The 23,936-nt window shown below is 70.3% G+C and carries 23 protein-coding genes; 17 read left to right on the forward strand and 6 right to left on the reverse strand.

Features of this window, described 5'->3' with window-relative positions; translation table 11 throughout:
* The first annotated feature begins 63 nt into the window (after positions 1 to 63).
* The gene (locus AB0G28_RS06330) at positions 64 to 702 is read left to right on the forward strand and encodes an HAD family phosphatase (RefSeq protein WP_361083539.1); all 639 of its coding nucleotides are present in this window, start codon (positions 64 to 66) and stop codon (positions 700 to 702) included.
* On the opposite strand, the gene AB0G28_RS06335 is transcribed toward AB0G28_RS06330, so the two are convergent.
* The 4 genes from AB0G28_RS06335 to AB0G28_RS06350 all read right to left on the reverse strand — a co-directional run bounded on the left by AB0G28_RS06335 (position 695) and on the right by AB0G28_RS06350 (position 3,720).
* Positions 695 to 1,396: a hypothetical protein gene (locus tag AB0G28_RS06335; RefSeq protein ID WP_361083542.1), complete on the reverse strand. Its 702-nt coding sequence runs from the start codon at positions 1,394 to 1,396 to the stop codon at positions 695 to 697. The two genes, AB0G28_RS06330 and AB0G28_RS06335, sit on opposite strands and share 8 nt — an antisense overlap.
* Positions 1,393 to 1,923, reverse strand: coding sequence for a SigE family RNA polymerase sigma factor (locus AB0G28_RS06340; RefSeq protein ID WP_361083545.1), 531 nt, complete (start codon positions 1,921 to 1,923; stop codon positions 1,393 to 1,395). Before AB0G28_RS06340 ends, AB0G28_RS06335 begins: the two co-directional genes overlap by 4 nt.
* Before the next feature lie 91 nt (positions 1,924 to 2,014).
* Positions 2,015 to 3,103: an inositol-3-phosphate synthase gene (locus AB0G28_RS06345; RefSeq protein WP_361083548.1), complete on the reverse strand. Its 1,089-nt coding sequence runs from the start codon at positions 3,101 to 3,103 to the stop codon at positions 2,015 to 2,017.
* 68 nt (positions 3,104 to 3,171) lie between these two features.
* Entirely contained in the window at positions 3,172 to 3,720 is a 549-nt protein-coding gene (locus tag AB0G28_RS06350) for a PadR family transcriptional regulator (protein ID WP_020642474.1), read from the reverse strand.
* 245 nt (positions 3,721 to 3,965) lie between these two features.
* Between AB0G28_RS06350 and AB0G28_RS06355 the strand changes: the two genes are divergently transcribed.
* The 4 genes from AB0G28_RS06355 to AB0G28_RS06370 all read left to right on the forward strand — a co-directional run bounded on the left by AB0G28_RS06355 (position 3,966) and on the right by AB0G28_RS06370 (position 12,252).
* Positions 3,966 to 4,361 carry a DUF5318 domain-containing protein gene (locus AB0G28_RS06355; RefSeq protein WP_361083552.1) on the forward strand — a complete coding sequence of 132 codons (396 nt, stop codon included), beginning with the start codon at positions 3,966 to 3,968 and terminating at the stop codon, positions 4,359 to 4,361.
* A gap of 67 nt (positions 4,362 to 4,428) precedes the next feature.
* Positions 4,429 to 7,173 (forward strand): transglycosylase domain-containing protein, encoded by a 2,745-nt coding sequence (locus AB0G28_RS06360; RefSeq protein WP_361083555.1) that lies wholly within the window; start codon positions 4,429 to 4,431, stop codon positions 7,171 to 7,173.
* 320 nt (positions 7,174 to 7,493) lie between these two features.
* Positions 7,494 to 9,779 carry a transglycosylase domain-containing protein gene (locus AB0G28_RS06365; protein WP_361084141.1) on the forward strand — a complete coding sequence of 762 codons (2,286 nt, stop codon included), beginning with the start codon at positions 7,494 to 7,496 and terminating at the stop codon, positions 9,777 to 9,779.
* Between the two features lie 85 nt (positions 9,780 to 9,864).
* Positions 9,865 to 12,252, forward strand: a complete 2,388-nt coding sequence (locus AB0G28_RS06370) for a transglycosylase domain-containing protein (RefSeq protein WP_361083558.1) — start codon at positions 9,865 to 9,867, stop codon at positions 12,250 to 12,252.
* 34 nt (positions 12,253 to 12,286) lie between these two features.
* Here the strand turns inward: AB0G28_RS06370 and AB0G28_RS06375 are convergent, their stop codons facing one another.
* Entirely contained in the window at positions 12,287 to 13,342 is a 1,056-nt protein-coding gene (locus AB0G28_RS06375; RefSeq protein WP_361083561.1) for a Gfo/Idh/MocA family oxidoreductase, read from the reverse strand.
* Between the two features lie 55 nt (positions 13,343 to 13,397).
* Here AB0G28_RS06375 and AB0G28_RS06380 point away from each other — a divergent pair, with 55 nt between their 5' ends.
* Together AB0G28_RS06380 and AB0G28_RS06385 are read left to right on the forward strand one after the other, a co-directional pair.
* Positions 13,398 to 14,456 carry an ROK family transcriptional regulator gene (locus AB0G28_RS06380; protein WP_361083564.1) on the forward strand — a complete coding sequence of 353 codons (1,059 nt, stop codon included), beginning with the start codon at positions 13,398 to 13,400 and terminating at the stop codon, positions 14,454 to 14,456.
* Between the two features lie 48 nt (positions 14,457 to 14,504).
* Positions 14,505 to 16,058 carry a glycosyltransferase 87 family protein gene (locus AB0G28_RS06385; protein ID WP_361083567.1) on the forward strand — a complete coding sequence of 518 codons (1,554 nt, stop codon included), beginning with the start codon at positions 14,505 to 14,507 and terminating at the stop codon, positions 16,056 to 16,058.
* Here the strand turns inward: AB0G28_RS06385 and AB0G28_RS06390 are convergent.
* Positions 16,055 to 16,828 (reverse strand): deoxyribonuclease IV, encoded by a 774-nt coding sequence (locus AB0G28_RS06390; protein ID WP_361083570.1) that lies wholly within the window; start codon positions 16,826 to 16,828, stop codon positions 16,055 to 16,057. The two genes, AB0G28_RS06385 and AB0G28_RS06390, sit on opposite strands and share 4 nt — an antisense overlap.
* Positions 16,829 to 16,942: 114 nt before the next feature.
* Here AB0G28_RS06390 and AB0G28_RS06395 point away from each other — a divergent pair, with 114 nt between their 5' ends.
* From AB0G28_RS06395 to AB0G28_RS06440, 10 genes are all read left to right on the forward strand, one after another.
* Positions 16,943 to 17,740: a hypothetical protein gene (locus AB0G28_RS06395; protein ID WP_361083573.1), complete on the forward strand. Its 798-nt coding sequence runs from the start codon at positions 16,943 to 16,945 to the stop codon at positions 17,738 to 17,740.
* A 121-nt stretch (positions 17,741 to 17,861) separates the two neighbouring features.
* Positions 17,862 to 18,755: a hypothetical protein gene (locus AB0G28_RS06400; protein ID WP_361083576.1), complete on the forward strand. Its 894-nt coding sequence runs from the start codon at positions 17,862 to 17,864 to the stop codon at positions 18,753 to 18,755.
* A gap of 81 nt (positions 18,756 to 18,836) precedes the next feature.
* Positions 18,837 to 19,727, forward strand: coding sequence for a hypothetical protein (locus AB0G28_RS06405; RefSeq protein WP_361083579.1), 891 nt, complete (start codon positions 18,837 to 18,839; stop codon positions 19,725 to 19,727).
* A gap of 102 nt (positions 19,728 to 19,829) precedes the next feature.
* Positions 19,830 to 20,153 (forward strand): 30S ribosomal protein S6, encoded by a 324-nt coding sequence (rpsF, locus tag AB0G28_RS06410; protein ID WP_191313494.1) that lies wholly within the window; start codon positions 19,830 to 19,832, stop codon positions 20,151 to 20,153.
* A 17-nt stretch (positions 20,154 to 20,170) separates the two neighbouring features.
* On the forward strand, positions 20,171 to 20,680 hold the full coding sequence (locus AB0G28_RS06415; RefSeq protein WP_361083582.1) for a single-stranded DNA-binding protein: 510 nt from the start codon (positions 20,171 to 20,173) through the stop codon (positions 20,678 to 20,680).
* A 43-nt stretch (positions 20,681 to 20,723) separates the two neighbouring features.
* The gene (gene rpsR, locus AB0G28_RS06420; protein ID WP_003098744.1) at positions 20,724 to 20,972 is read left to right on the forward strand and encodes a 30S ribosomal protein S18; all 249 of its coding nucleotides are present in this window, start codon (positions 20,724 to 20,726) and stop codon (positions 20,970 to 20,972) included.
* Between the two features lie 14 nt (positions 20,973 to 20,986).
* On the forward strand, positions 20,987 to 21,445 hold the full coding sequence (gene rplI, locus AB0G28_RS06425) for a 50S ribosomal protein L9 (protein ID WP_361083585.1): 459 nt from the start codon (positions 20,987 to 20,989) through the stop codon (positions 21,443 to 21,445).
* A gap of 127 nt (positions 21,446 to 21,572) precedes the next feature.
* Entirely contained in the window at positions 21,573 to 21,923 is a 351-nt protein-coding gene (locus tag AB0G28_RS06430; protein ID WP_361083587.1) for a hypothetical protein, read from the forward strand.
* Entirely contained in the window at positions 21,920 to 22,546 is a 627-nt protein-coding gene (locus AB0G28_RS06435; RefSeq protein ID WP_361083590.1) for a DUF3558 domain-containing protein, read from the forward strand. Before AB0G28_RS06430 ends, AB0G28_RS06435 begins: the two co-directional genes overlap by 4 nt.
* Before the next feature lies 1 nt (position 22,547).
* A complete protein-coding gene (locus tag AB0G28_RS06440) occupies positions 22,548 to 23,873 on the forward strand; it encodes a hypothetical protein (protein ID WP_361083593.1) in 1,326 nt (441 codons plus the stop codon).
* The last annotated feature ends 63 nt before the right edge of the window (positions 23,874 to 23,936 follow it).

The following is a 23,936-nucleotide window of genomic DNA, read 5'->3' on the forward strand; positions in this document are numbered from 1 at the left end:
GCTAGGCTAACAAAAATTAGTAAGGGTAGCTAAGTAAGTCCGCTCACAGGCTAGGCTCAGGGCATGGACGCGGTGATCTTCGACCTCGACGGCGTGCTGGTGGACTCCGAGCGGATCTGGGACGAAGTGCGGCGCGCGGTCGTCGCCGAGCACGGCGGCACCTGGCGCGAGGAGGCGACGCGCGCCCAGCAGGGGATGAGCACCCCCGAATGGGCCCGCTACCTGGTGGAAGAGCTCGGCGCGCGTACCACGCCGGCCGAGATCGCGACCCTCGTCGTCAAGCGCATGGCCGCCCGGTACGCCGCGGAACCGCCGCTGATCCCGGGTGCGGTGGAGGTCGTGCGCCAGGTGTCGAATCGGTGGCCGGTGGCGATCGCCAGCTCGTCGCCGGTCATCCTGATCAAGGGGTTCCTGGACGTGACGGGCCTGCCGGTGGGGGCGGCGGTGTCGTCCGAGCAGGTGGGGTCGGGAAAGCCGGCACCGGACGTGTACCTGCGGGCGGCCGAGCTGCTGGGCGTGCCGCCGTCGGACTGCGCGGCCGTGGAGGACACCACGAACGGGTTGCGGTCCGCGTTGGCAGCGGGGATGGCCGTGTACGCGGTGCCGAATCCGCACTTCCCGCCGGACCCGGAGGTGCTGAAGCGGGCCACGGCCGTGGTGGAGAAGATCACCGACCTGCCGGGCGCGCTGGGCCTCAGCTGACCTGGAAGCGCAGCGGCGGCGAACCGGCGTCCACTCCGGCCAGGAACACCCGGTCCCGGCCCACCACGGCGACCCGGCTTCCGTGGATCAGGTCACCTTCGGCGTTGTAGAGCAGGAGGTCTTCGTCCGTCGTCCGGACGAGGTAGACCGCTACCCACGGGGGCAACGGGCCGTCGGCCCGCCCCAGGTACCCGGCCCGCATGACCGCGTCCGTCATCGGGACGCAGTCCGGCGACCTCGAACCGAACTGGGGTGAAACGAGGTCGAGCGCCCGGTCCTCGGGTACCGCCGCGACGCAGAACAAGGCATCCCGCCGGCCCGCGATCGGCTCGGCGAGGAACGCGTGGGCGGTCCAGGTGCCGGTCGGGCCGGCGAAGTCCATGAGCCGGACCGGCGCGCTCGTCATCTTCAGCTCGGCCATGGCCCGGTGCCGCGGCGGCGAGAGGATCACCACCTGCTCCGGGTTCGCCGGGGGCGCGGGGGCCGACACCCGGTTCAACTCGGTGGCCAGCAGCACGCTCGTCAGCACCACCAGGACCGCGGCGAGCGGCGCGCTCCACACCGCCACCCGGCGCCGGCGCGGTGGCCGCCGCTGACGGCGTCGCTGCTCCGCCCAGGCCGCGTCGAGGTTCGGCGTGACCTCCCCGGCCTGTTCCCGCAGTGCTTCGGCCAGCTTGCGCTCGAGGTCTGTCATCGCTCGGCTCCCAGGTCGTCCCCCAGGTGCTTGCGCAGGTTCTCCATCGCGTGGTGCGTGGTCGCCTTGACCGTGCCGGGCGAGACACCGAGCGTCTCCGCGATGGCCGCCGTGCTCAGGTCCAGCCAGTACCTCAGCACGAGGACCTCGCGCTGCCGCCGAGACAGCCTGACCAGCACCGCGCGCAGCCGCTGGTGCTCCCAGTTGGTCACCGCCCTGACCTCGGCCGAAAGCTCGTCCGCCGGCCGCTCCTGGACGGCCCGCCGGACGACGCGCAGGTGCCGGGCCCGCGACCGCGACATGTTCACCACGGTCGAGCGGAGGTAACCGGCGACACGGGTGTGGTCCGACAGCGTGTCCCAGCGCTGGTGGAGCTTGACGAACGCCTCCTGCGCGACGTTCTCCGCGTCGTCCGCGCCGAGCAGGTGCGCCAGCCGTGTCATCTGACCGAAGTACTCCCGGAACAGCTCGTGGAAGGTCGGCGCGCCCAGGTCCCCCGGCGCGCTTTCCTCCACGGACGCCCCCACGCCCTCCCCACGCGCACCCCGCCCCACCGGTTTAGTGCAGCACGCGAAAAAGGCCGTCACCAGGGGTGACGGCCTTTTTCGAAGACAGCTTTTACCGCTCGACTTCGCCGCGGATGAACTTCTCGACGGCGTCGCGGGCGGTCGCGTCGTCGTACTGCTCCGGCGGCGACTTCATGAAGTAGGAGGAGGCCGACAGGATCGGACCGCCGATGCCGCGGTCCTTCGCGATCTTCGCGGCGCGCACGGCGTCGATGATGATGCCCGCCGAGTTCGGCGAGTCCCACACCTCGAGCTTGTACTCCAGGTTCAGCGGCACGTCACCGAACGCGCGGCCCTCGAGGCGGACGTAGGCCCACTTGCGGTCGTCGAGCCACTGCACGTAGTCCGACGGTCCGATGTGGACGTTGCCCTTGCCCAGGTCGCGGTCGACCTGCGAAGTCACCGACTGGGTCTTCGAGATCTTCTTCGACTCGAGGCGCTCGAGCTCCTTCATGTTCAGGAAGTCCATGTTCCCGCCCACGTTGAGCTGCATCGTCCGGTCGAGCTGGACGCCGCGGTCCTCGAACAGCTTCGCCAGCACGCGGTGCGTGATGGTGGCCCCGACCTGGGACTTGATGTCGTCGCCGACGATCGGGACGCCGGCGTCTTCGAACTTCTTGGCCCACTCCGGGTCGGAGGCGATGAACACCGGCAGCGCGTTGACGAACGCCACACCGGCGTCGATCGCGGCCTGGGCGTAGAACTTGTCGGCCACCTCGGAGCCCACCGGCAGGTACGACACGAGCACGTCGGCCTGCGCCTCGCGCAGCGCGGCGACGACGTCGACCGGGGTCTCGTCGGACTCCTCGATCGTCTCGCGGTAGAACCGGCCGAGCCCGTCGTGGGTGTGCCCGCGCTGGACGGTGACGCCGAGCGGCGGCACGTCGGCGATCTTGATGGTGTTGTTCTCCGAGGCGAAGATCGCCTCGGACAGGTCGCGGCTGACCTTCTTGGCGTCCACGTCGAACGCGGCGACGAACTCGATGTCGCGGACGTGGTACCCGCCGAAGTCGACGTGCATCAGACCGGGGACGCGGGTGGCCGGGTCCGCGTCGCGGTAGTACTGGACACCCTGGACCAGCGACGCCGCGCAGTTGCCGACGCCCACGATGGCCACCCGTACGCGGCGGTTCTCGCCCATGGGAGGTTTCTCCTTCAATCCGTCTGTCAGTAGGTCTGTGCCGCGACGCTGCGGCCCGGCTTCGCGGCTCAGGTCGTCTCCGGACCCTGCCGTTCGGCTTGTTCGTGCGCGATCAGCTCGTTGAGCCAGCGCACCTCCCGCTCGCTGGTCTCCAGCCCCAGCCGGTGCAGCTCGCGGGTGTAGCGATCGATCCTCTCCTCGGCCCTGGCCAGCGCCGCCCGCAAGCCCTCACGGCGTTCCTCGACGCGGCGGCGGCGGCCCTCGAGGATCCGCATCCGCACGTCGGCCGGGGTGCGCGAGAAGAAGGCCAGGTGGACGCCGAAACCTTCGTCGTCCCAGGTCTGCGGCCCGGCGTCGCCGAGCAGCTCGCCGAAGCGCTCCTTGCCCTCCGCGGTGAGCTTGTAGACCCGCCGTCCCCGCCTCGACCACGCCCGGTCGTCGGCCTCGTCCAGCTCTTCGACCAGGTACCCGGCCCTGAGCAGCTTCCGCAGGGTCGGGTACAGCGAGCCGTACGAGAACGTCCGGAACGTGCCGAGCGTCTCGTGCAGCCGCTTGCGCAGCACGTACCCGTGCATGGGCGCTTCGTGCAGAAGACCGAGGATCGCGAACTCCAGCACACCGCACCCCCTTTCGGGAACAAACCGAAGCGACCGGCGTTGCTCCGATCGATCGCCTCGATCCAACCTACTCAGCCACTATATCGCGCCGATACATCGAAGTGGCGAAGCTAACCCCGTCCGTGTACCCAATGAGGGCGAAATTCACCGGAGAGTTATCGAACGTCCGGCGTGTCCGGCCCGGTCAGCGGACCGGTCGCGCTAGGGGGCGTGGACGGCACAGCAAGAGCCCGTACTCTGTCCTGGTGATTAACCAGCGGCAGGTCGTGGACTACGCGTTGCAGCGCCGTGCGCTGCTCGCCGAAGTCCGCTCCGGGCGCGTCGGCACCTTCGAGGCGTGCGACGCGAGCCCGTACCTGCTGCGGGCGGCGAAGTTCCATGGCCGGGCCGGTGACCTGCCCTGCCCGATCTGCCGTCAGGAGCCGCTGACCCTGGTGTCCTGGGTCTACGGTGACGAACTCAAGCACGTCGCGGGCTCGGCGAGGTCCCCCGAAGAGCTGGCCAGGATGGCCGGCCTGTTCGCCGAGTTCACCGTGTACGACGTCGAGGTGTGCCGGGCGTGCCATTGGAACCACCTGGTGCGGTCATACGTCCTCGGCACGGGGGAACCGGCCGGTCCACGGAGGACCGCGGGCCGGTGAGCTGGAACACAACCGCTGCAGAGCGCAGAACGGCACCCCACCGGGCGCCGGTCTGGGAGGCCCATTCGTGAACGACGACCGCAACCGCTCCTGGCCGGGCCAGGAGCCAGATGCACCTCGCCGTGCCCAGTCAGGCCCGTGGCCGGGGGAGGACCCCGGACCGGCGTGGCCCGGCGATGAAGCCCCCCGCCGTCCGCAGCGCGGCACACCGCCCCGCGGCAATCCCAGCGCCAGTTCGCGCGGCGGGTCGCCGGAGTGGCCGTCCGGCGACGAAGGTGGTCCCCAGTGGCCCGCCGACGAGGCGCCCCGGCGTCCGCAGCGCACCCGCCAGCAGGGCGTGCCGCAGCGGCGCCCGGTCCCGCCGCCCGGCCAGCGCCCGGGACAGGGCGCGCCCGGATCGCCCCCGCAGGGCTTCCGCCAGCCGCCGCCGGGGCGCCGTCCGCCGGCCCCGCCGCCCGAGCGCGAACCGGACCTGATCACCCACCACGCGCACAACGGCACCGACGACTTCGGCCGTGACCCGTACGACGACGGCTACGATGACGCCGCGTTCAACGAGTTCGCCGACGACGTCGAGCCCCAGGAGGAGCTGGACGAAAACGGCAAGAAGGTCCTGACGCCGGCGCAGCGCAAGAAGCGCCGGTGGAAGATCATCCGGCGGGTGGCGTACGCCTTCGTCGGGCTGTTCTTCGTCGTGCCCGCGATCGCGTTCGTCATCACGTACTTCCTGGTCGACGTGCCGACGCCGGAGAGCATCAAGTCCCTGCAGAACCAGCCGATCACCTACTACGACGCGAACAACCAGGTGATGGGGCGGGAAACGCCGCCGAGCGGCGACCGCCAGCTGCTCAAGCCGGGCGAGGTGCCCGAGGTCGTCAAGCACGCGGTGTATTCGGCGGAAGACGCGACGTTCGAGACCAACTCGGGCTTCGACGTCACCGGCATCCTGCGCGCGGTCTTCAACCAGGTGACCGGCGGCCAGGGCGGTGGTTCGACCATCTCCCAGCAGTACATCAAGCAGGCGACGCAGAACGACGCCCCGACGCTGACCCGCAAGTGGACCGAGCTGGCCAAGTCGTTCAAGATGAACAACCAGCAGTCCAAGGAAGAGATCATCACTTCCTACCTGAACATCGTCTACTTCGGCCGCAGCTCCTACGGGATCCAGGCGGCCGCGAAGAACTACTTCAACAAGGACGCCAAGGACCTCAACGCGTCGGAGGCATCCCTGCTGGCCGGCCTGATCCAGGGTCCGGGGCGTTCGGAGAACCAGGCGTACGCGCAGAAACGCTGGACGTACGTGATGGACCAGATGGTCGCCAACCACTGGCTCCCCGCGGCCGAACGGGCGACCGCCCAGTTCCCGACGCCGATCCCGAAGAACTCCAACAAGGAGCAGAACTCCGGGAAGATGACCTACCAGCTCCAGCAGCGGATCAAGGACGAGCTGGCGGCGAAGGGTTACGACGAGAGCAAGCTGTTCTCCAGCGGCGCCAAGATCTACACCACGATCGACCCGGCGGCGCAGGACGCGGCCGAGCAGGCGGCCCAGGAGGGCATGAAGGGCCAGACGGACGAGAACCTGCTCAACGCGCTGGTCGCGGTCAACCCGAAGACCGGCGGCGTGCTCGCCTACTACGGGGGGCCGGAACTGGTGAAGGACGCCAACGGCAAGGACCAGATCGGCCAGGACCGGGCGAACCAGGCGAGAAACCCGGGTTCGTCGATGAAGCCGTTCGACCTCACGGCGTTCCTCAAGATGGGCAAGGGCCTCGGCGAGACGTTCGACGGCTCGAACAACCGGCAGCTCGGCGGCCGCACCGTCCGGAACGCCGGTGACAGCGCCAGCTGCGGCAAGGAGTGCACCGTCGCCACGGCGATGGAGATCTCGGCGAACACCGTGTTCTACGACATGGTCCTGAACGTGACGAAACCGTCGCGGGTGGCGGAAGCGGCGAAGCAGGCCGGGGTCAAGGTGGCGCCGGACGGCAAGAGCGTCCTGTACACCGACGACGCCAACATCTCCCTCGGTGGTGGTGGCACGGCGATCACGCCGGAGGACATGGCGGCCGCGTACGCGTCCTTCGCGAACGGCGGCGTCTACCGCGAGCAGCACTTCGTCGCGAAGCTGACGAACGCGCAGGACGAGGTCGAGTTCGACGAGAACAACGTCACGACCAAGCCGGCGTTCGACAGCGACGCCGGCAAGAGCCAGCAGATCGCGGGCAACGTCACCGAGGCGCTCGTGCCGGTCATCGACCACTCGAAGCTGAAGTGCCCGACGGGCCACGAGTGCGCCGGCAAGACGGGTACGCAGCAGTACACGACGAAGGACGGCGACCCGAAGGCGTACGGCGAACGCAACTCCCAGACGTGGATGGTCGGGTACACGCCGTCCGTGTCGGCCGCGGTCTGGGTCGGCGGCGACGGCAACAAGCCGCTGCACGACCCGAAGAACAAGCCCATCTACGGGGCGACCGTCGCCGGCCCGACGTGGCAGAACTTCATGAACCTCTACCTCAAGGGCAAGCCGGCGGAGAAGTTCGACAAGGTCGCGCCGATCGGCAAGGACGTCAACGACGTGACCACGACGCCGACCAAGCCGTCGGACACGCCGACGACCACGTCGACGCCGACCACGTCGGACACCCCGCCGAGCACCGAGACGTCGGACACGCCGACCGACACGACGTCGAGGTCCCGGACGAGCCGGCCCGGCCCGACGCCGCCGATCATCAACCCCGGCGAAGGCAACACCTCCGGTGGGGGTGGCGGCGGGCTCATCTCGAGACCCGGGCCAGGACCCGGCTAGCGGCTCCTTCGGGGCCCGTCGCGACCACGCGGCGGGCCCCGAACCGTTTCCGGGGTGATCATTCCGGCAACCCACCGGGGTCACGTGCGTCCCCTCCTCTAGAGGGACTGCGACCGTCGCCGTCCCTGCGTTCACTGGAGGACCCCGTGCCCGACGATCGATCCCGCTCCTGGCCCGGCCAGGGTCCCGATCCGCGCCGTCGTGGGCCGTCCGCGCCACAGGGTCCCCACGGCCAGGTGCCCCGCCGGCCGCTGCCGCCGCCACCCGGCCGGCCGCCGCAGCAACCACCGCAGCGTGGCTACCGGCCCGAGCCGCCGCCGATGAGCGGCGGTCCGGAGCTGATGACGCACCACGCGTACGAAGAGCCGTCCGGCTACGACGGCCCGTACGACGAAGACGGCGTCGAGGCGCCGGAGGACGGCAAGCCGGTTCTCACGCCGGAGCAGCGCAAGAAGAGACGCTGGAAGATCGTCCGGCGGGTCTCCTACGCCTTCGTCGGGCTGTTCTTCGTGCTGCCCGCGATCGCCTTCGTCATCACGTACTTCCTGGTCGACGTGCCGTCGCCGACGCAGGTCGCGCAGAACCAGAGCCAGGCGGTGACCTACCTCTATTCCGACGGCTCGCCGATGGGCAAGGACGTGCCGCGCGGCGGCAACCGGGTGCTGCTCACCCCGGAGCAGATTCCCGACATCATGAAGCACGCGGCGATCGCGACCGAGGACGACACGTTCGAGACCAACTCCGGTTTCGACATCACCGGCCTGCTGCGCGCGGCGTACAACCAGGCCACCGGCGGGGTCGGCGGTGGTTCGACGATTTCGCAGCAGTACATCAAGAAGGCCACCGACAACGACGCGCCCACGCTGACGCGCAAGTGGACCGAGCTGGCCAAGTCCTTCAAGATGAACCAGACGTACGAGAAGAAGGACATCATCACCGCGTACCTGAACATCATCTACTTCGGGCGCGGGGCGTACGGCGTCGGCGCGGCTTCGCAGGCCTTCTTCCACAAGGAAGCCAAGGACCTGAGCTTCTCGGAAGCCGCGCTGCTGGCCGGGCTGATCCAGCAGCCGGGCCGCTCGGAGAACCCGAAGGTCGCGCACGACCGCTGGAACACGGCGCTGGACCGGATGGTGAAGAACCACTACATCACCGCGGCCGACCGGGCGGCGGCGCAGTTCCCGACGCCGATCCCGGTGGAGGACAGCAAGCAGCAGGCCGGCGCGCCGCCCGCGTTCATCGTGCAGCAGGTGAAGGACGAGCTGGCCGCGCACGACATCCCCGAGGACCGCTACTACGCGGGCGGCTTCCAGGTGCAGACCACGATCGACCCGAAGGCGCAGCAGGCCGCGGAGCAGGTCGGCAGCGAGGCGCTCAAGGACCAGGTGGACGACAACCTCCTCAACGCGCTCGTCGCCGTGGACCCGAAGACCGGCGGTGTGCTCGCCTACTACGGCGGCAAGCCGATCGTGCAGGTCAACGGGCAGGACCAGGCCGGGCGCGACTGGGCGAACACCCCGCAGAACCCCGGCTCGTCGATGAAGCCGTTCGACCTCGTGGCGTTCCTCAAGATGGGCAAGGGCCTCGACGCGACCTTCGACGGCTCCAACAACCGTGTCTTCGACGGCCGCACCGTGCGCAACGCCGGCCCGAGCAGCAGCTGCTCGCAGCAGTGCACGGTCGCGGACGCGATGATGCGCTCGGCGAACACGGTGTTCTACGACATGGTGCTCAACCAGACCAAACAGGGACCGGTCAAGGAAGCCGCCCGCCAGGCCGGTGTGAAGACCAAGGACGACGGCGGCCAGTCGGTCATCTCGATCAAGGACAACAACATCTCCATCGGCGGTGGCGACACCCAGATCACGCCGCTGGACATGGCCGCCGCGTACGCGACCTTCGCGGGCAACGGCGAACGCCGTGACCGGCACTTCGTGCAGAAGGTGACCAACTCGCAGAAGGAGGTCGCCTACGAAGCTCCGGCGGACGGCAAGGCGGCCTTCGACAGCGACGCGGACAAGAGCAGGCAGATCGCCGGGAACGTCACCGAGGGCCTGAAGCCGGTCATCGACTTCTCGCACCTGCACTGCCCGAACGGCCACGAATGCGCCGGCAAGACCGGGACGCAGCAGCACACGAAGGTCGCGGGCGAGCCGTCGTGGGCGGGGAACATGAACTCGCAGACGTGGATGGTCGGGTACACGCCGTCGGTCTCGGTGGCGGCCTGGGTCGGCGGCGACGGCAACAAGCCGCTGCACGGCAAGAACAACTCGCCGATCTACGGCGCCACCATCGCCGGCCCGATGTGGGAGAAGTTCCTCTCCCTGTACCTGACGGGCAAGTCGGGCGAGCGGTTCGACAAGGTCGACCGCATCGGCGGCGAGGTGGCACCGCCGTCGACCAGCGACGTCGCGACGACCACGGGCTCGGCGCCGAGCACCGAGAACAACGGCGACGAAGGCGACGGCCGTGGTCACGACGGCCGCGGCCACGACGGCGACAACCCCAGCCAGTCGTCGACGTCGTCGTCGAACACGCCGAAACACCCGAAACCGACGACGTCTTCGAAGGAGACGCCGACCTCGGGCGACAACCCCGACAACTAGGGGTCGTGAACCACGGTGGGCCGCGGTACGTGTGCCCTCGGAGGGGACTGCGCCCGCAGCCCACCGTGGTACCCGAGGACGGCCCGTGAACAACGACCGCACCCGCACGTCGCCTGGCCGGCAATCCGATCCACGTCGTCGTGCCCGCCGTCCGGTGCCCCGCGCCGGGCTGCTGGGCGCCGAGCCGGAGCTGATCACCCACCACGCGCACAACGGCACCGAGCCGGACGAGCCGCCCACCGTGCCGATCGTGCGGCCCCGCGCGGGTCAGCCGCCCCGCCGTCCGCGCCCGTTGACCGCCCAGGACCTGCGACGACGCCGGTGGCGCCGGATCCGGCGGATCTCCTACGTCGTCGCCGGGTTGTTCTTCGCCGTCCCCGCGGTCGCGTTCGCGATCACCTACTTCGCCGTCGACGTCCCCTCGCCGGAGACGGTCGCACAGGCGCAGGGCCAAGCCGTGACGTACCTGTACAGCGACGGCACCGAGATGGGCAAGGACGTGCCCACCGGCGGCAACCGGCAGATCCTGTCGCCGAACCAGATTCCGGACGTCGTCAAGAAAGCCGTGATCGCCACCGAGGACGCGTCGTTCGAGACGAACTCCGGTTTCGACGTCGGCGGCATCCTCCGTGCGGCATACAACCAGGTCACCGGCGGTTCCGGCGGTGGGTCGACGATCTCGCAGCAGTACATCAAGAACTCCTCCGGCGACGACGACCCGACCCTGACGCGCAAGTGGCTCGAGCTCGCGAAGTCGTTCAAGATGAACCAGACCTACGACAAGGCGGACATCATCACCGCCTACCTCAACATCATCTACTTCGGCCGCGGCGCCTACGGGATCCAGGCCGCCGCGCAGGCCTACTTCGGCAAGGACGTCGGGCAGCTCGACTACTCCCAGGCCGCGCTGCTGGCCGGGCTGATCCAGCAGCCGGGCCGCTCGGAGAACCAGGCCGTCGCGACGAGCCGGTGGACGACGGCGCTGGACCGGATGCTGAAGAACGGCTACCTGACGCCGGCCCAGCGCGCCTCGGCGAAGTTCCCGACCCCGATCCCGCTGCGGGAGAGCAAGCAGGCCGGCGCGCTGAACCCGTTCCTCAAGAAGCAGGTCAAGGCCGAGCTCGCCGCGCAGGGCATCGACGAGAAGCAGTACTACTCCGGCGGGTTCCAGGTGTTCACCACGATCGACTCGCAGGCCCAGCAGGCGGCCGAGAAGGCCGTGGCCGAGGGGATGACCGACCAGACCGACGACCGGATCCTCAGCGCGATGGTCGCCGTCGACCCGAAGACCGGTGGCGTGCTGGCCTACTACGGCGGCGATCCGATCGTGAAGGGCCCGAACGGCGAGGACCAGGCCGGGCGCGACTGGGCCGACGAGCCGCACAACCCCGGGTCGTCGATGAAGCCGTTCGACCTGGCGGCGTTCCTCAAGCTCGGGCGCGGTCTCGACGCGCGGTTCGACGGCACGTCACCGCGGACGTTCCCCGACGTCCCCCAGCCGGTCCGCAACGCCGGCGACAGCAGCAGCTGCTCGCAGCAGTGCACCGTCGCCGAAGCGATGCAGCGGTCCACGAACACGGTGTTCTACGACATGGTGCTCAACGTGACGAAACCGTCCGGGGTGGCGGAGGCCGCGCGGGAGGCGGGCATCCGGACCACCGAGAACGGCGGCCGCAGCAAGCTGTTCACCGGGGACAACAACATTTCGCTCGGGGGTGGCGACACGGAGGTCACCACGGCCGACATGGCGTCCGGGTACGCGACCTTCGCCGCGGGCGGCGTCCAGCGGGACCGCCACTTCGTGCAGAAGGTGACCAACGCGAACGGCGAAACCGCCTACGAAGCGAAGATCGGCTCGACCGACGCCTTCGCGGACAACGACGCGCAGAAGAGCGCCCAGATCGCCGGGAACGTGACGGCGGCCCTGGCGCCGGTGATCCCGTTCTCGCGGCTGTCCTGCCCGGCCGGTCACGAATGCGCTGGCAAGACGGGAACGCAGCAGCACACCCCCCAGAACGACGAACCGCCGTCGGCGGCGAACGCGAACTCGCAGACCTGGATGGTCGGGTACACGCCGTCCGTGTCGGCCGCGGTCTGGGTGGGCAGTGATGGCGACAAGGCCCTCCGCGCCCCCGGTGGCGGCCCGCTGTTCGGCTCGACGCTCGCCGGACCGATCTGGGACCGCTTCATGCAGCTCTACCTGGGCGGCAGGCCGGCGGAACGCTTCAACCGCGTGGCGGCGATCAGCTCACCGCAGGACCGGGTGCAGGTCCAGGACCCGCCGGACGGAGACCAGCAGCAGCAACAGTTCCAGCAGCAACAGCAGCAGAACTCGGTCCAGTTCGGCGACGGCGGCAACCGGCAGCAGCAACAGCAGCAGCTCGATCAGCTGGAGCAGTTCCGCCAGTTCCAGCAGCGGTTGCAGGAGCTGCAGAACCAGCAGAACCAGCAGCGCGGCCGAAGGAGGCCGTGACCTCGGAGCTGGGGGTCACCGAGGTCACGGCCGGTCAGGGGGTCGTCAGGTCGACGACGGTGCCTTCGACGCCGGAGCGGTGCGCGGCCTCGATGACCCGGAGGGCCTCGACCGACGACGCGGGGTCGACCGGGAACTCGCCTTCGCCGCGCAGCGCGTCGCGGATCTGGGCGTAGAACTGCTCGTAGCGGCCGGTCTCGGTGGGAACGGTCTTGACGTCGGTGCCGACGCCGATCTTCCCGGCGTCCGCGGCGGGTTCCACGCCCCAGCTTTCGTCGCCGGGCCGCAGCCCCGCCTTGATCTGCGGTTCCTGCACGTCGAGGCCGTACTTGGTGAACGTCGCGCGGTCGCCGAGCACCCGGAACCGCGGGTTCTGCGTGCCCGCGAGGGCGGTCGCCCACAGGTGCGAGCGGACGCCGTTCGCGTGGTGCAGCGCGACGAAGACGTCGTCGTCGACCTGGACGCCGGCCCGGCGGCGGTCGACCTCCGCGTAGACCCGCGTGACCGGCCCGAACAGCTGCAGCGCCTGGTCGACGATGTGCGCCCCGAGGTCGTAGAGCAGGCCGCCGGCCTCGGCCTGGTCGCCGAACTCACGCCAGTTGTCCTTGGGCTTCGGCACCCAGCGGTCGTAGCGGGACTCGAAGCGGAACACCTCGCCGAGCTGCCCGGAGCCGAGGACCTTCCGCACGGTGAGGAAGTCGGAGTCGAGCCGCCGGTTCTGGAAGACCGTCAGGCCGACGCCTGCCGCCTTCGCCGCGTCGACGACCTGCTGGGCTTCGGCCGCAGTCGGCGCGAACGGCTTGTCGACGACCACCGGCAGGCCGGCTTCGATCGCCCGCAGCGCGAGCGGGACGTGCGTGCGGTTGGGCGTGCTGACCACGACGAGGTCGAGGTCACCGGCCCGCTCGAACAGCGCGTCGGCGCCCGGCACGACCTCCGCGCCGGGGTGGTCGACCCGTGCCTGGGCGGCGTTGCTCGACGTCGTGATGACCGCCGGGGTCAGCCCGGGCGTCGCCGCCACCAGGGGTACGTGGAAGACGCGGCCCCCGATGCCGTACCCCAGGATGCCCACGCGCAAGTCGTCCGCCATGCCGACATTAAACAACAGCGTTGCCTAACTGACCAGTCGTGCGAAGATCGGAGTCATGGCGGACACCGGGGTGAACCTGCGCGACGTGCGCGAGCACAACCGTGCCCTGCTGCTCACGCACATCCTGCGCGCCGGCGGCCTCAGCCGCGTCGAGCTCGCCGAACGCACCGGGCTCACGCAGCAGGCCGTCTCCAAGATCGTGCCCGAACTCCTCGACGCCGGCCTGCTGGACGAGCAGCGTCAGCCGTCCACGGGCGTCGGCAAGCCCCGCACCCGGCTGACCATCCGCGCCGGCGCCCGCCACGCGCTGGGCGCGCGCCTCGACCGCGACGAATACCGCGTGCTGCGCACCAACCTCATCGGCGAGGTCGAGGAGTCGGCCGGCGGCCCGCTCCCGGTCGGCTTCACGCCCGAGCAGGCCGTCGAAGCCATCGGCGCCACCGCGCTCGAGCTCGCCGACGGCTTCGACGTGCTCGGCCTCTGCCTCGGCGCGGTCGGCCCGCTCGACCACCTCGCGGGCCTGGTCCGCGACGCGACGAACATGCCCGGCTGGCACGACGTCCCCCTGCGTGACCTGCTGGAGAAGCGGACCGGGCTGCCCACAACGCTCGACAAGAACACCAACGCGGCCGCGTTCGCCCGGCTCTGGCCGCACGGCGAGCCGACGGCGACCGCGGTGGTGCTCGTCGGCACCGGCATCGGCGTCGGCCTGCTGATCGACGGACGGCTCTACCGGGGCCCGCGCACCAACGCGGGTGAGTTCGGGCACACCACGATCGCCTACGACGGCCCCCGCTGCGCCTGCGGGCGGCGCGGCTGCGTCGAGATCATGGCCAAGCAGGCAGCCGACACGCGGACCGCCGCCGGCTTCCTCGGCATCGGGCTCGCCGACCTCGTGCAGGTGCTCGACCTGGAGCGGATCGTGCTGGCCGGACGCGCGGTGCGGGACGAGCCGGACGTCCACCGCGAAGCCGTTTCGGAGCGGCTCGAGGAGCTGCTGCCGCTGCCGCATTGGCAGCGCATCGAGGTCGTCGAAGACGGCTCGGGCGAGGAGATCGTCACCCGGGGCGCCGCCGCGGAGGTCCTGGCCTCGTACTACGCGAATCCGGCATGATCACCGGCTTCACCACCGCGCACCCCGATCACCGATACGATCCGCCTCGTGCCAGAGGAGACCACGCGGGAGCCGGAGCCCGGACCCGTGACGCTGACCCCGGCGGAACGGATCGTCCCGAGCTGGAACGACCCCATGGTCGCGGCCGTCACCAGGCCCCTCGGCGGGCCGCTCGGTGAGCACGCGGCGGTCGGCAGGCACTGGTTCTGGTCCCCGCAGCGCGTCGGGCTGCTGCTGGCCACCCTGGCCCTGATGCTCTGCTGGTTCGGCAAGGGCTCGTGCATCCAGCAGTACCAGGACTCCAGCGGCGCGACCCAGCTCGACTGGCGCGCGGGCCGCCCGTTCGTCGCCATGTGCTACTCCGACATCGTGCCGCTCTACGGCGCCGAACGGCTCGACCGGCCGAGCACGTTCCCGTACTACACGTCGTGGAAGGAAAGCTCGCAGACCGCCGAGAACAACACCCGGTACATGGAGTACCCGGTGTTCACCGGCCTCTTCCAGTGGGCGAACGCGAAGCTCGCGGCGGGCTGGCTGAACGTCGCCGAGTCCGGCTGGCTGCCCGGCGCGCTGCCCGTGGCGATCTACTTCGACATCACGGCGTTCTTCCTGTCGGTCGCCTGGCTGGTGACCGTGTGGGCGACCGGCCGGACGCTGAAACGCCGTCCGTGGGACATGGTGCTGGTGGCGGTCTCGCCGCTGGTGCTGGTGCACGCGTTCACCAACTTCGACGCGATCGCGACCGCGTTCACCGCGACCGGCCTGCTCGCCTGGGCACGCAAACGGCCGCTGCTCGCCGGCCTGCTGCTCGGCCTCGGCGCCACCGCGAAGCTCTACCCGCTGTTCCTGCTCGGCGTGCTGTTCGTGCTGTGCCTGCGCGCGGGGAAGCTCACGCCGTTCTGGAAGACCGCGGGCGCCGCCGTCGTGACGTGGGTGGCGGTGAACGCGCCGTTCATCCTCACCGCGACCCGCGGCTGGTGGGAGTTCTTCCGGATGAGCACGCTGCGGCCGATGGACCCGGACTCGCTGTACAACGTGTTCTCGTACACCACCGGCTGGGCCGGGTTCGACGGCGTGCTGCAGAAGAACCAGACACCGACGTACCTGAACCTCACGGTGGCCGTGCTGTTCCTGACCTGCTGCGCGGGCATCGCCTACCTCGCGCTCGCCGCGCCGCGACGGCCGCGCGTCGGCCAGCTCGCGTTCCTCGTCGTGGCCGCGTTCCTGCTGACGAACAAGGTGTGGAGCCCGCAGTACTCACTGTGGCTGGTGCCGCTGGCGGTGCTGGCGATCCCGCGCTGGCGGCTGCTGCTCGGCTGGATGCTGATCGACGCCGTCGTGTGGGTGCCGCGGATGTTCTACTACCTCGGCGTCGACCACAAAGGCCTGCCCGAGGGCTGGTTCCTCGGCACGGTCGTGGTCCGCGACCTCGCCGTCGTCGGGCTGTGCGCGCTGGTGGTCCGCGAGGTCTGGCGCCCGGCCACCGACCTGGTCCGGGCCGACGGCGACGACGACCCGGCGGGCGGCTTCCTCGACGGCGCCCGGGACGTGATCATCCCGAACGCCGTCCGCCGCCGCCGCCGGAAAGCCGTCGCCGTCTAACCGAGCTTCTCCCGCAGGTAGGCGATGTCGGTGGCCTGGCCGTCCGCCGGCGTCTCGACGACGACCGGGGCGCCCGCCGCGCGGGCGACGCCGACCAGCACGTCGGGGTCGATCGTGCCTTCGCCCTCGACGACGTTCGCGTGCCGGTCGCGGGTCGAGCCGAACTCGTCGCGGGAGTTGTTGAGGTGTACCAGGTCGATCCGGCCGGTGATGGCCATGACCTTCTCGACGGCGGTCTCCAGCTCCCAGCCCGCGGCGAACGCGTGGCAGGTGTCCAGGCAGAACCCGGCGCCGAACTCGCCGACCTTGTCCCACAGCCGGGCGATCACGTCGAGGTCGCGGGTCATCGCGTTCTCGCCGCCGGCGGTGTTCTCGATGAGGATCGGGACCTTGAAGCCGCCCTTTTCCTGCTCGCGCTCGAACAGCTTGCGCCAGTTGTCCAGGCCGGCCTCGACGTCGTCGTTCGCGCCGACGTGCCCGCCGTGCACGATCAGGCCCTTCGCGCCGATCGCGGCGGCGCCGTCCGCGTGCTGCGTGACGTTCTTGCGCGACGGGATCCGGATCCGGTTGTTCAGCGAAGCCACGTTGATGAGGTACGGCGAGTGGATGAACACCTCGACCGGGTCGGCCGCGATGGCTTCGCCGTGCGGATGCGGCTTCGGGGCCTTCCAGCCCTGCGGGTCGGAGAGGAAGAACTGGACGACGTCGGCTTTGCGCTCGGCGACCGCGGTCAACGGGTCGTCGTCACGGACATGGGCGCCAATCAGCATGCCGAGCACGCTACTCCGGGCGGATTTCCGCCCGCTGGGACCGGTTGGTGACGCTCGTGGAGTACCGTGAGCGCGTTCCGTGATCCAGATTTGGTCCGACTGCCGGAGGGCATGATGGGGAAGCACGTCGCCCGGATCACCGCACTGGGGTTCACGATCGCCGCGTCCGTCGCGCTGGCGCCGGGCGTCGCGAGCGCCGACCCCACCCTCGGCGGAAGCTGCCAGGCCACGCTGCAGAACAGCGCCGCCCGCACCGGCTCGACCGGCCTCCTGCTGGACGCCGGTGCCCCGCTGAACGCCCCGAACCAGCTCACCATCGGCCTCGACTCGAGCTCGCGGAACACGAACGGCTCGGCACCGCTGCTCACGCTGCCGCTCGGCGACACGGTGAAGGCGCTCGGCATCGGCGAGGTCCCGGTGGTCGGCGACGTCGCGGCGCAGGGCGTCTGCCCGGCCGCGCAGGGCACGGTCAACGCGGTCGGCGACCTGACGCAGGGCGTGGCCGGCCAGCTGCCGCCGCTGCCCCTCCCGCCGAACCCGCCGCAGCCGGCTCCGCCCCAGCCCGTTCCGCCCGGCCCGAACCCGCCGCACCCGGGTCCGAACCCGCCGCCCGGCGACCACACCGGCCCGATCGTCACCGGCCCCGGCAACGCGGCCCTGCCCGGCGACTCGATCTCGGGCATCTTCAGCCACGCCTCCCTGGTGCCGGGCAGCCTGGTGCAGGCGCCGGTGATCGCCCAGGTCATCCCCGGCCAGCAGGTCCCGACGGTCGACGAGCAGAAATCGGGCACCGCGGAGGCACTGCCCGGCGTCACCCCGCCCGCGAAGCTGCCGATGCTGCTCGCGGTCCTGGCGCTGGCGATCGTCGCGGCCGCGCTCGTCCGCGCGTGGATCCGCCGCAAGCCCGCCTGACTTCACCCATCGTGACGCCCGCTTCCACTCGAATGCCGGACATTTCTGAGCGCGCGGGCGTCACCCGGCTGCCCTAACGTCGTTGTCCTGGGAAGAGGCGACGAGACCAGGGGCGGCGAGCATGCAGGATCGGACACGGAGGGCTACGGCGGTCGGAGCTACGGCGTTCGTGCTCGCCGGTTCGGCCGTGCTCGGCCTGCCCGGGACCGCGTCGGCCGAGACGAAGACCGTGCCCTGCGGCAGCACCGTGTCGGCGGCGCCGGGCGACCACATCCAGGGCTCCCTGCTCGGCCTGCCCCTCATCGACCTCGGCGTCGTCACCCAGGCGACCACCGTGCTGACCACCACCGTGGGTGGACTGCTCAAGACCGTCTGCTCGGTCACCGTGAAGGTGGTGAACACCGTCGTCTCGCCGGTCCCGGTGGTCGGCGCACCCGCGGCGAGCGCGATCAACCAGGGCGTCCAAGGCGTGACCAGCGGCGTCCAGCAGGGCTTGAGCGGCGGCGGCAAGCAGCAGTCCCCGCAGCCCGGCACGGGCGGCAACCCGCAGCAGCCGCCGTCGAACGGCGGGACCGGCGGCACGCCCCAGCAGGGCGGAACCCCGGCGGGCACCACGCCGATTCCCGACGCGAACAGCCCGCTCCTACCCGGTTTTTCGAGCGTCCCGGTGTTCGGCGGATTCCCGTTCTCCTTGGGCACGGGTTACGCGCCGATGCGCGACTACAGCGGTATCCCGTTCGCGACGGCCGGGCTGTTCACGCCGTCGCCGGCGATCCGGTACGGCAGCCAGATCCCGGGTTACGCGCCCCAGTACGGCCTCACTGGGCCGGAAGGCGCCTCCGGCGACAACTCCGGCGTCCAGACCGCCGGACGGGCCGAGGCGCTGCCGTCGGGGTCGGACGGCTTCCCGAACGGGTCGAATTTGCCGCTGCTGATCGCCGTCCTGGCACTCTCCGGAGTCAGCGCGGGCCTCGTCCGCACCTGGGTGCTCCGCCGAATGGCCGCTGCGAATTGATACAACTGCCGAGTATCTTTCGCGTATCCCCGTCGTTCATCCTGTTGTTCAGGAAGACGCCCCGATAACGCCACGGAGGAAGTGCTCGTGCGGAAGACCTGGCAGACGACTCGCCGAGCACTGACCGTCACCGCGATCGCGGCCTTCGTGACCGGCGGCGCGTTCCTCTCCGCGGGCTCGGCCGCCGCCGCGACGACCCTCGTCAGCAACAGCTGCACGGGCTCGGTCACCGGGCAGATGGGCGACCAGGTGGCGATCGACGGAGCCTCGGTCAGGACCCTCGTGACCGACGGCGCGAACAACGCCGGGACCCTCGCGATCGGCAGCTGGGCGGGCGATTCCATCGCCAAGAACCACTCGATCCCGGTCGGCCAGATCCCGAACTCCGCGGGCGGCGAGGCGAGCGGCGCCGCGATCGGCAAGGCGGTTCGTACCGCACTGGCGAATTCCGGCACGTGGGGCCTCGGGCTCGACTGGAACAAGACGCTGAACAGCGTGGAGAGCACGGTCGCCAAGGGCTGCGGCCTCACGCTGATCGCCGGCAACTACGTGGCGCCGAGCACGCCGACCCCGGGGAACGCGGGCACCCAGCAGCAGGGCGGCACCCCCGCCGGCGCGTCGGGCAACCTCTCGAACCTCAACCCGGGCACCACCGGCGGCACGGGCGGCAGCGCGCCGATGCGCGACTACAGCGGCATCCCGACGGCGACCGCCGGCACGGCCGTCGCCCCGGGCGTGCGCTACCCGGCGAACGGCATCCTCCCCGGTGACGCGTCGGCCCCGCAGGCGCAGGCCGGCGCGGGCGACCAGAGCGGCCAGGGCGCGGACATCCGCGACGCGGGCAACGCGCAGTCGCTCGCCTCGAACAGCGCGTCGAACGACGTCCAGCTGCCGATGCTCCTCGCGGTGATCGTGCTCGCCGGCGTCACGGCGGGTCTGGTCCGGACCTGGGTCCTCCGCCGGGCCGCCTGACCCCGCCGTCGGGGACTGTCGGTACCCCCAGGTAGCCTTACCTGGACAAACCCTCCTGCCACGGACAGCCCGTGGCCGCGAGCCCATAGGAGGTGAGTGGTTGTGTCACGCCATTACGAGGTAATGGTCATCCTGGACCCCACGCTCGACGAGCGCACGGTCGCCCCCACGCTGGACAACTTCCTCAACGTGATCCGCACTTCGGGCGGTTCCGTGGAGAAGGTCGACGTCTGGGGCCGTCGTCGCCTCTCGTACGAGATCAAGAAGCACGCCGAGGGCATCTACGCGCTGCTCGACCTGAACTCGTCTTCGGACGCGGTCAAGGAGCTCGACCGGCAGCTGTCGCTGCAGGAGACCGTGCTCCGCACCAAGGTCATGCGTCGCGAGGTCAAGCGCGCCGCGGCCAAGCCCGCCGCCAAGGCCTGAGCCCGAGGGGAATCCCGATGGCTGGAGACACCGTCATCACGGTGGTCGGCAACCTGACGTCCGACCCGGAGCTGCGCTTCACCCCGTCCGGTGCGGCGGTCGCGAACTTCACCGTCGCGTCCACCCCGCGCACCCTCGACCGGCAGTCCGGCGAGTGGAAGGACGGCGAGGCGCTGTTCCTGCGCTGCAACATCTGGCGGCAGGCGGCGGAGAACGTCGCCGAGTCCCTGACCCGCGGCGCCCGCGTCGTCGTGCAGGGCCGCCTGAAGCAGCGGTCGTTCGAGACGAAGGAAGGCGAGAAGCGGACCGTCGTCGAGCTCGAGGTCGACGAGATCGGCCCCTCGCTGCGCTACGCCACGGCCAAGGTCAACAAGGTCAGCCGCGGTGGCGGCGGTGACTTCGGCGGCGGCGGCGGTGGCGGCGGAAGCCGTGGCGGTGGCGGCGGCATGCCCGCCGACGACCCGTGGGGTTCGGCCCCGCCCGCCGGTGGCGGCGGTGGCGGCTTCAGCGACGAGCCCCCGTTCTGATCTCGTACACATCCACACAGATTTGAAATTCCAGGAGTAACCAGTGGCCAAGCCACCCATCCGCAAGCCCAAGAAGAAGGTCTGCGTGTTCTGCAAGGCCGAGAAGAAGGGCCGCCCGGAACTGATCGACTACAAGGACACCAACCTGCTGCGGAAGTACATCTCCGACCGCGGCAAGATCCGTGCCCGTCGCGTCACCGGCAACTGCAGCCAGCACCAGCGTGACATCGCCATCGCGGTCAAGAACTCCCGCGAAATGGCGCTGCTGCCCTACACCTCGACCGCGCGCTAAGGGAGGGCACTGACATGGCGAAGATCATCCTCACCACCGACGTGGCCAACCTGGGCGGCCCCGGCGACATCGTCGAGGTCAAGGACGGCTACGCGCGCAACTACCTGCTCCCGCGGGGCTACGCGATCGTGGCCTCCAAGGGCGCGGAGAAGAACGTGCGCACGATCCAGCGCGCGCAGGAGAGCCGTCGCATCCGCGACCTCGACCACGCCAAGGAGATCAAGGCGACGCTGGAGGGCCTCGGCGCCATCCAGCTGACCGGCAAGGCGGCCGAGGGCTCGAAGAAGCTCTTCGGTTCGATCACCGCGGCCGAGATCGTGGACGCGATCAAGGCGGCCGGTGGCCCGCTGCTCGACAAGCGCGTCATCGAGCTGCGCGACCACATCAAGACCGTCGGCAAGCACTCGGTCGGCGCCCGGCTGCACCCGGACGTGAAGGTCGACGTGCGGCTCGAGGTCAAGGCCGCGCAGTAAGGCAGTACCTCGTGGAAGGCGGGCCGCTCCCTGGTGGGCGGCCCGCCTTCACGCGTTTCGGGGGAACCCCGGACACGCGGGCGTCGTCGTAGGACAATGGAGCGGGACGCGAAGGGAGCGCACCGGGATGGGTAACGAGGTCAACATGTCCGCGCCGTCCGGCGGAGGGGGCTTCACGTTCGACGCCGACAAGATCGACGGCGTCATCAAGAAGTGGCAGGACCTGCAGACCGACCTGCAGAACGACGCCGCCGACGCGAACCTGATGGCCGACGTGAAGGCACCCGGCAAGGAGTTCGCCAGCGGCGACTGGGAGAAGCTCGCCAACCCGTCCGGCAAGGCGTTCCTCGAGCAGAACAAGAAGATGCAGGACTACGTGAAGAACTACATCCAGGCCCTGCTCGACGCGAAGAAGAAGATCACCGCCGCGGACGCCGGCCACACCGGTGACATCACGAAGGCGGGGACGCAGGCGTGAACCGTCGGCTCGTCCTGCCCGGCCTGGTCCTCGCGGCGCTCGCCCTCGCCGGCTGCAGCACCAAGACCGACGGCACGGCCAACCCCGTCGCGTCCGGCGGGCCCGGCACCTCGAGCAGCACGAACGGCGACGGCGGCAGCGGCAACGGCGCACCGAAGGTGTCCAGCCCGCTCGACCCGGCGAAGCTGAAGTCCGACCCCTGTTCGGTGCTCTCCGCTTCGCAGCGCTCGTCGCTGGGTGTCGAGGACGGCACATCGCGGACGACGTCCGCCGGCTCGAGCTGCGCCTGGGTGTACAAGGACGACGAAACGCGCAGCAGCCGCGTCGACGTCGCCGCCGACCCGAACACCGACGGCCTCGCCGGCATCTACGACCTCTACGCCAAGGGCGGCAAGGACCAGTACGAGTACTGGGAGCCGACCGAGGTCTCCGGCTACCCCGCGGTGTACGCCGCGACGAAGGACTTCCGCTCCCAGGGCCAGTGCAAGCTGCTGGTGGGCGTGACGGACAGCCAGGCCGTCCAGGTCTTCACGCAGATCGGCGCCGGCCCGGGGGCGACCGACCCGTGCCCGTACGCGCTGAAGACGGCCGAGGCGATGATCCAGACGTTGAAGGAGGGCTGAGATGCTGGAACTGGTGCTGCTCGGCGGTTTCGCCGCGTACAACCTGGCCACCACGCACTCGGACGACCACACTTCGCAGCAGGGCGACCGCAAGATCGACTGCTACGACATCTGGGACAAGATCACCCACGGGCCCGGCACCGGTTCGATCCAGGACGGGCAGGCGGCGGCCAGCCGGCTGAAGGGCGCATACGCGGAGCGGCTCACCACGATCGACGCGCTGGCCAAGGAGATGGACGCGGCCTGGACCGGCGGCGGTGCCGAAGCGGCGCAGAACGCCGGCGCGCACCCGCTGCGGGTGTGGATGGAGGACTCGGGCACCAAGCTGACCGACTCCGACAAGTACCTCGGCGAGCAGAACACCGCCTTCACCACGGTGCACGCGCAGGTGCAGGAGGTCCCTAAGGACCCGCCGAAGAACAATCTGCTCAACGCGATGACGCCGTGGACGACCGACACCGACCGGGCGATCCGCGACTACAACGCCAAGGGCCAGGCGAACGTCGACGCCTTCAACACCTACTTCAAGGCGAGCAACGACAACGGCCAGAAGATGCCGACGTACTCCGCGCTCAAGGGGCAGCAGGAGAACGTCAACGTCGACGGCGGTCAGGACGGCAAGAAGAAGCCGGGCGACGGGACCGGAAACGGCAACGGAAATGGGACCGGCACCGGCACGGGCACCGGGTCGATGCCCGGGGTGAACATCCCGGGTCCGGGCGGCATGCCGAACGTCCCCGGCGGCGGCTTCGACCCGTCCAAGGTGCCGGGCTACGACCCTTCGAAGCCACCGAACTTCGACCCGTCGAAGATTCCCGGCGGCGGTTACGACCCGTCCAAGATCCCCGGCCCCGGCACCTTCACCCCGCCGAACTTCAACGACGGCACGCACTCGTCGGGCTTCACGCCACCGAAGATCCCGGGGCCCGGCGGCTTCGGCCCCGGCGGGTCCGGCGGCGCGGGTGACTTCTCGATCCCGGGCGGTGGCTTCGGCCCCGGCGGGTCGGGCGGGATCGGCGATCCGTCGGGCTTCGGTCCGGGCGGGGCGGGCTTCGGGCCCGGCGGCTCGACCGGCGCGGCCACACCTGGCGGCGCGGGCGCGTCCGGCGCCGGCCGGGGCGGCGTGGGCGGAGCCATGGGCGCGGGTGGCGCGGCGGCGGGCCGGCCCGGCAGCACCGGGATGGGTGGCATGGGCGGGATGGGCCACGGCGCCAAGGGCCAGGGCGGCGGCGACGAGGAACGGACGTCGAAGTACCTGCTCGGCGACGACCCGAACGACATCTTCGGGACCGACGAGCTGACCGCGCCGCCGGTCATCGGCGAGTAGCCCACGCGGGACCGCCGGGCGCGTGCCAAGATGGGCGCGCCCGGTCTTCGAGCTGATCTTCAC

The organism is Amycolatopsis sp. NPDC021455 (assembly GCF_040640995.1).
Lineage (GTDB): Bacteria > Actinomycetota > Actinomycetes > Mycobacteriales > Pseudonocardiaceae > Amycolatopsis.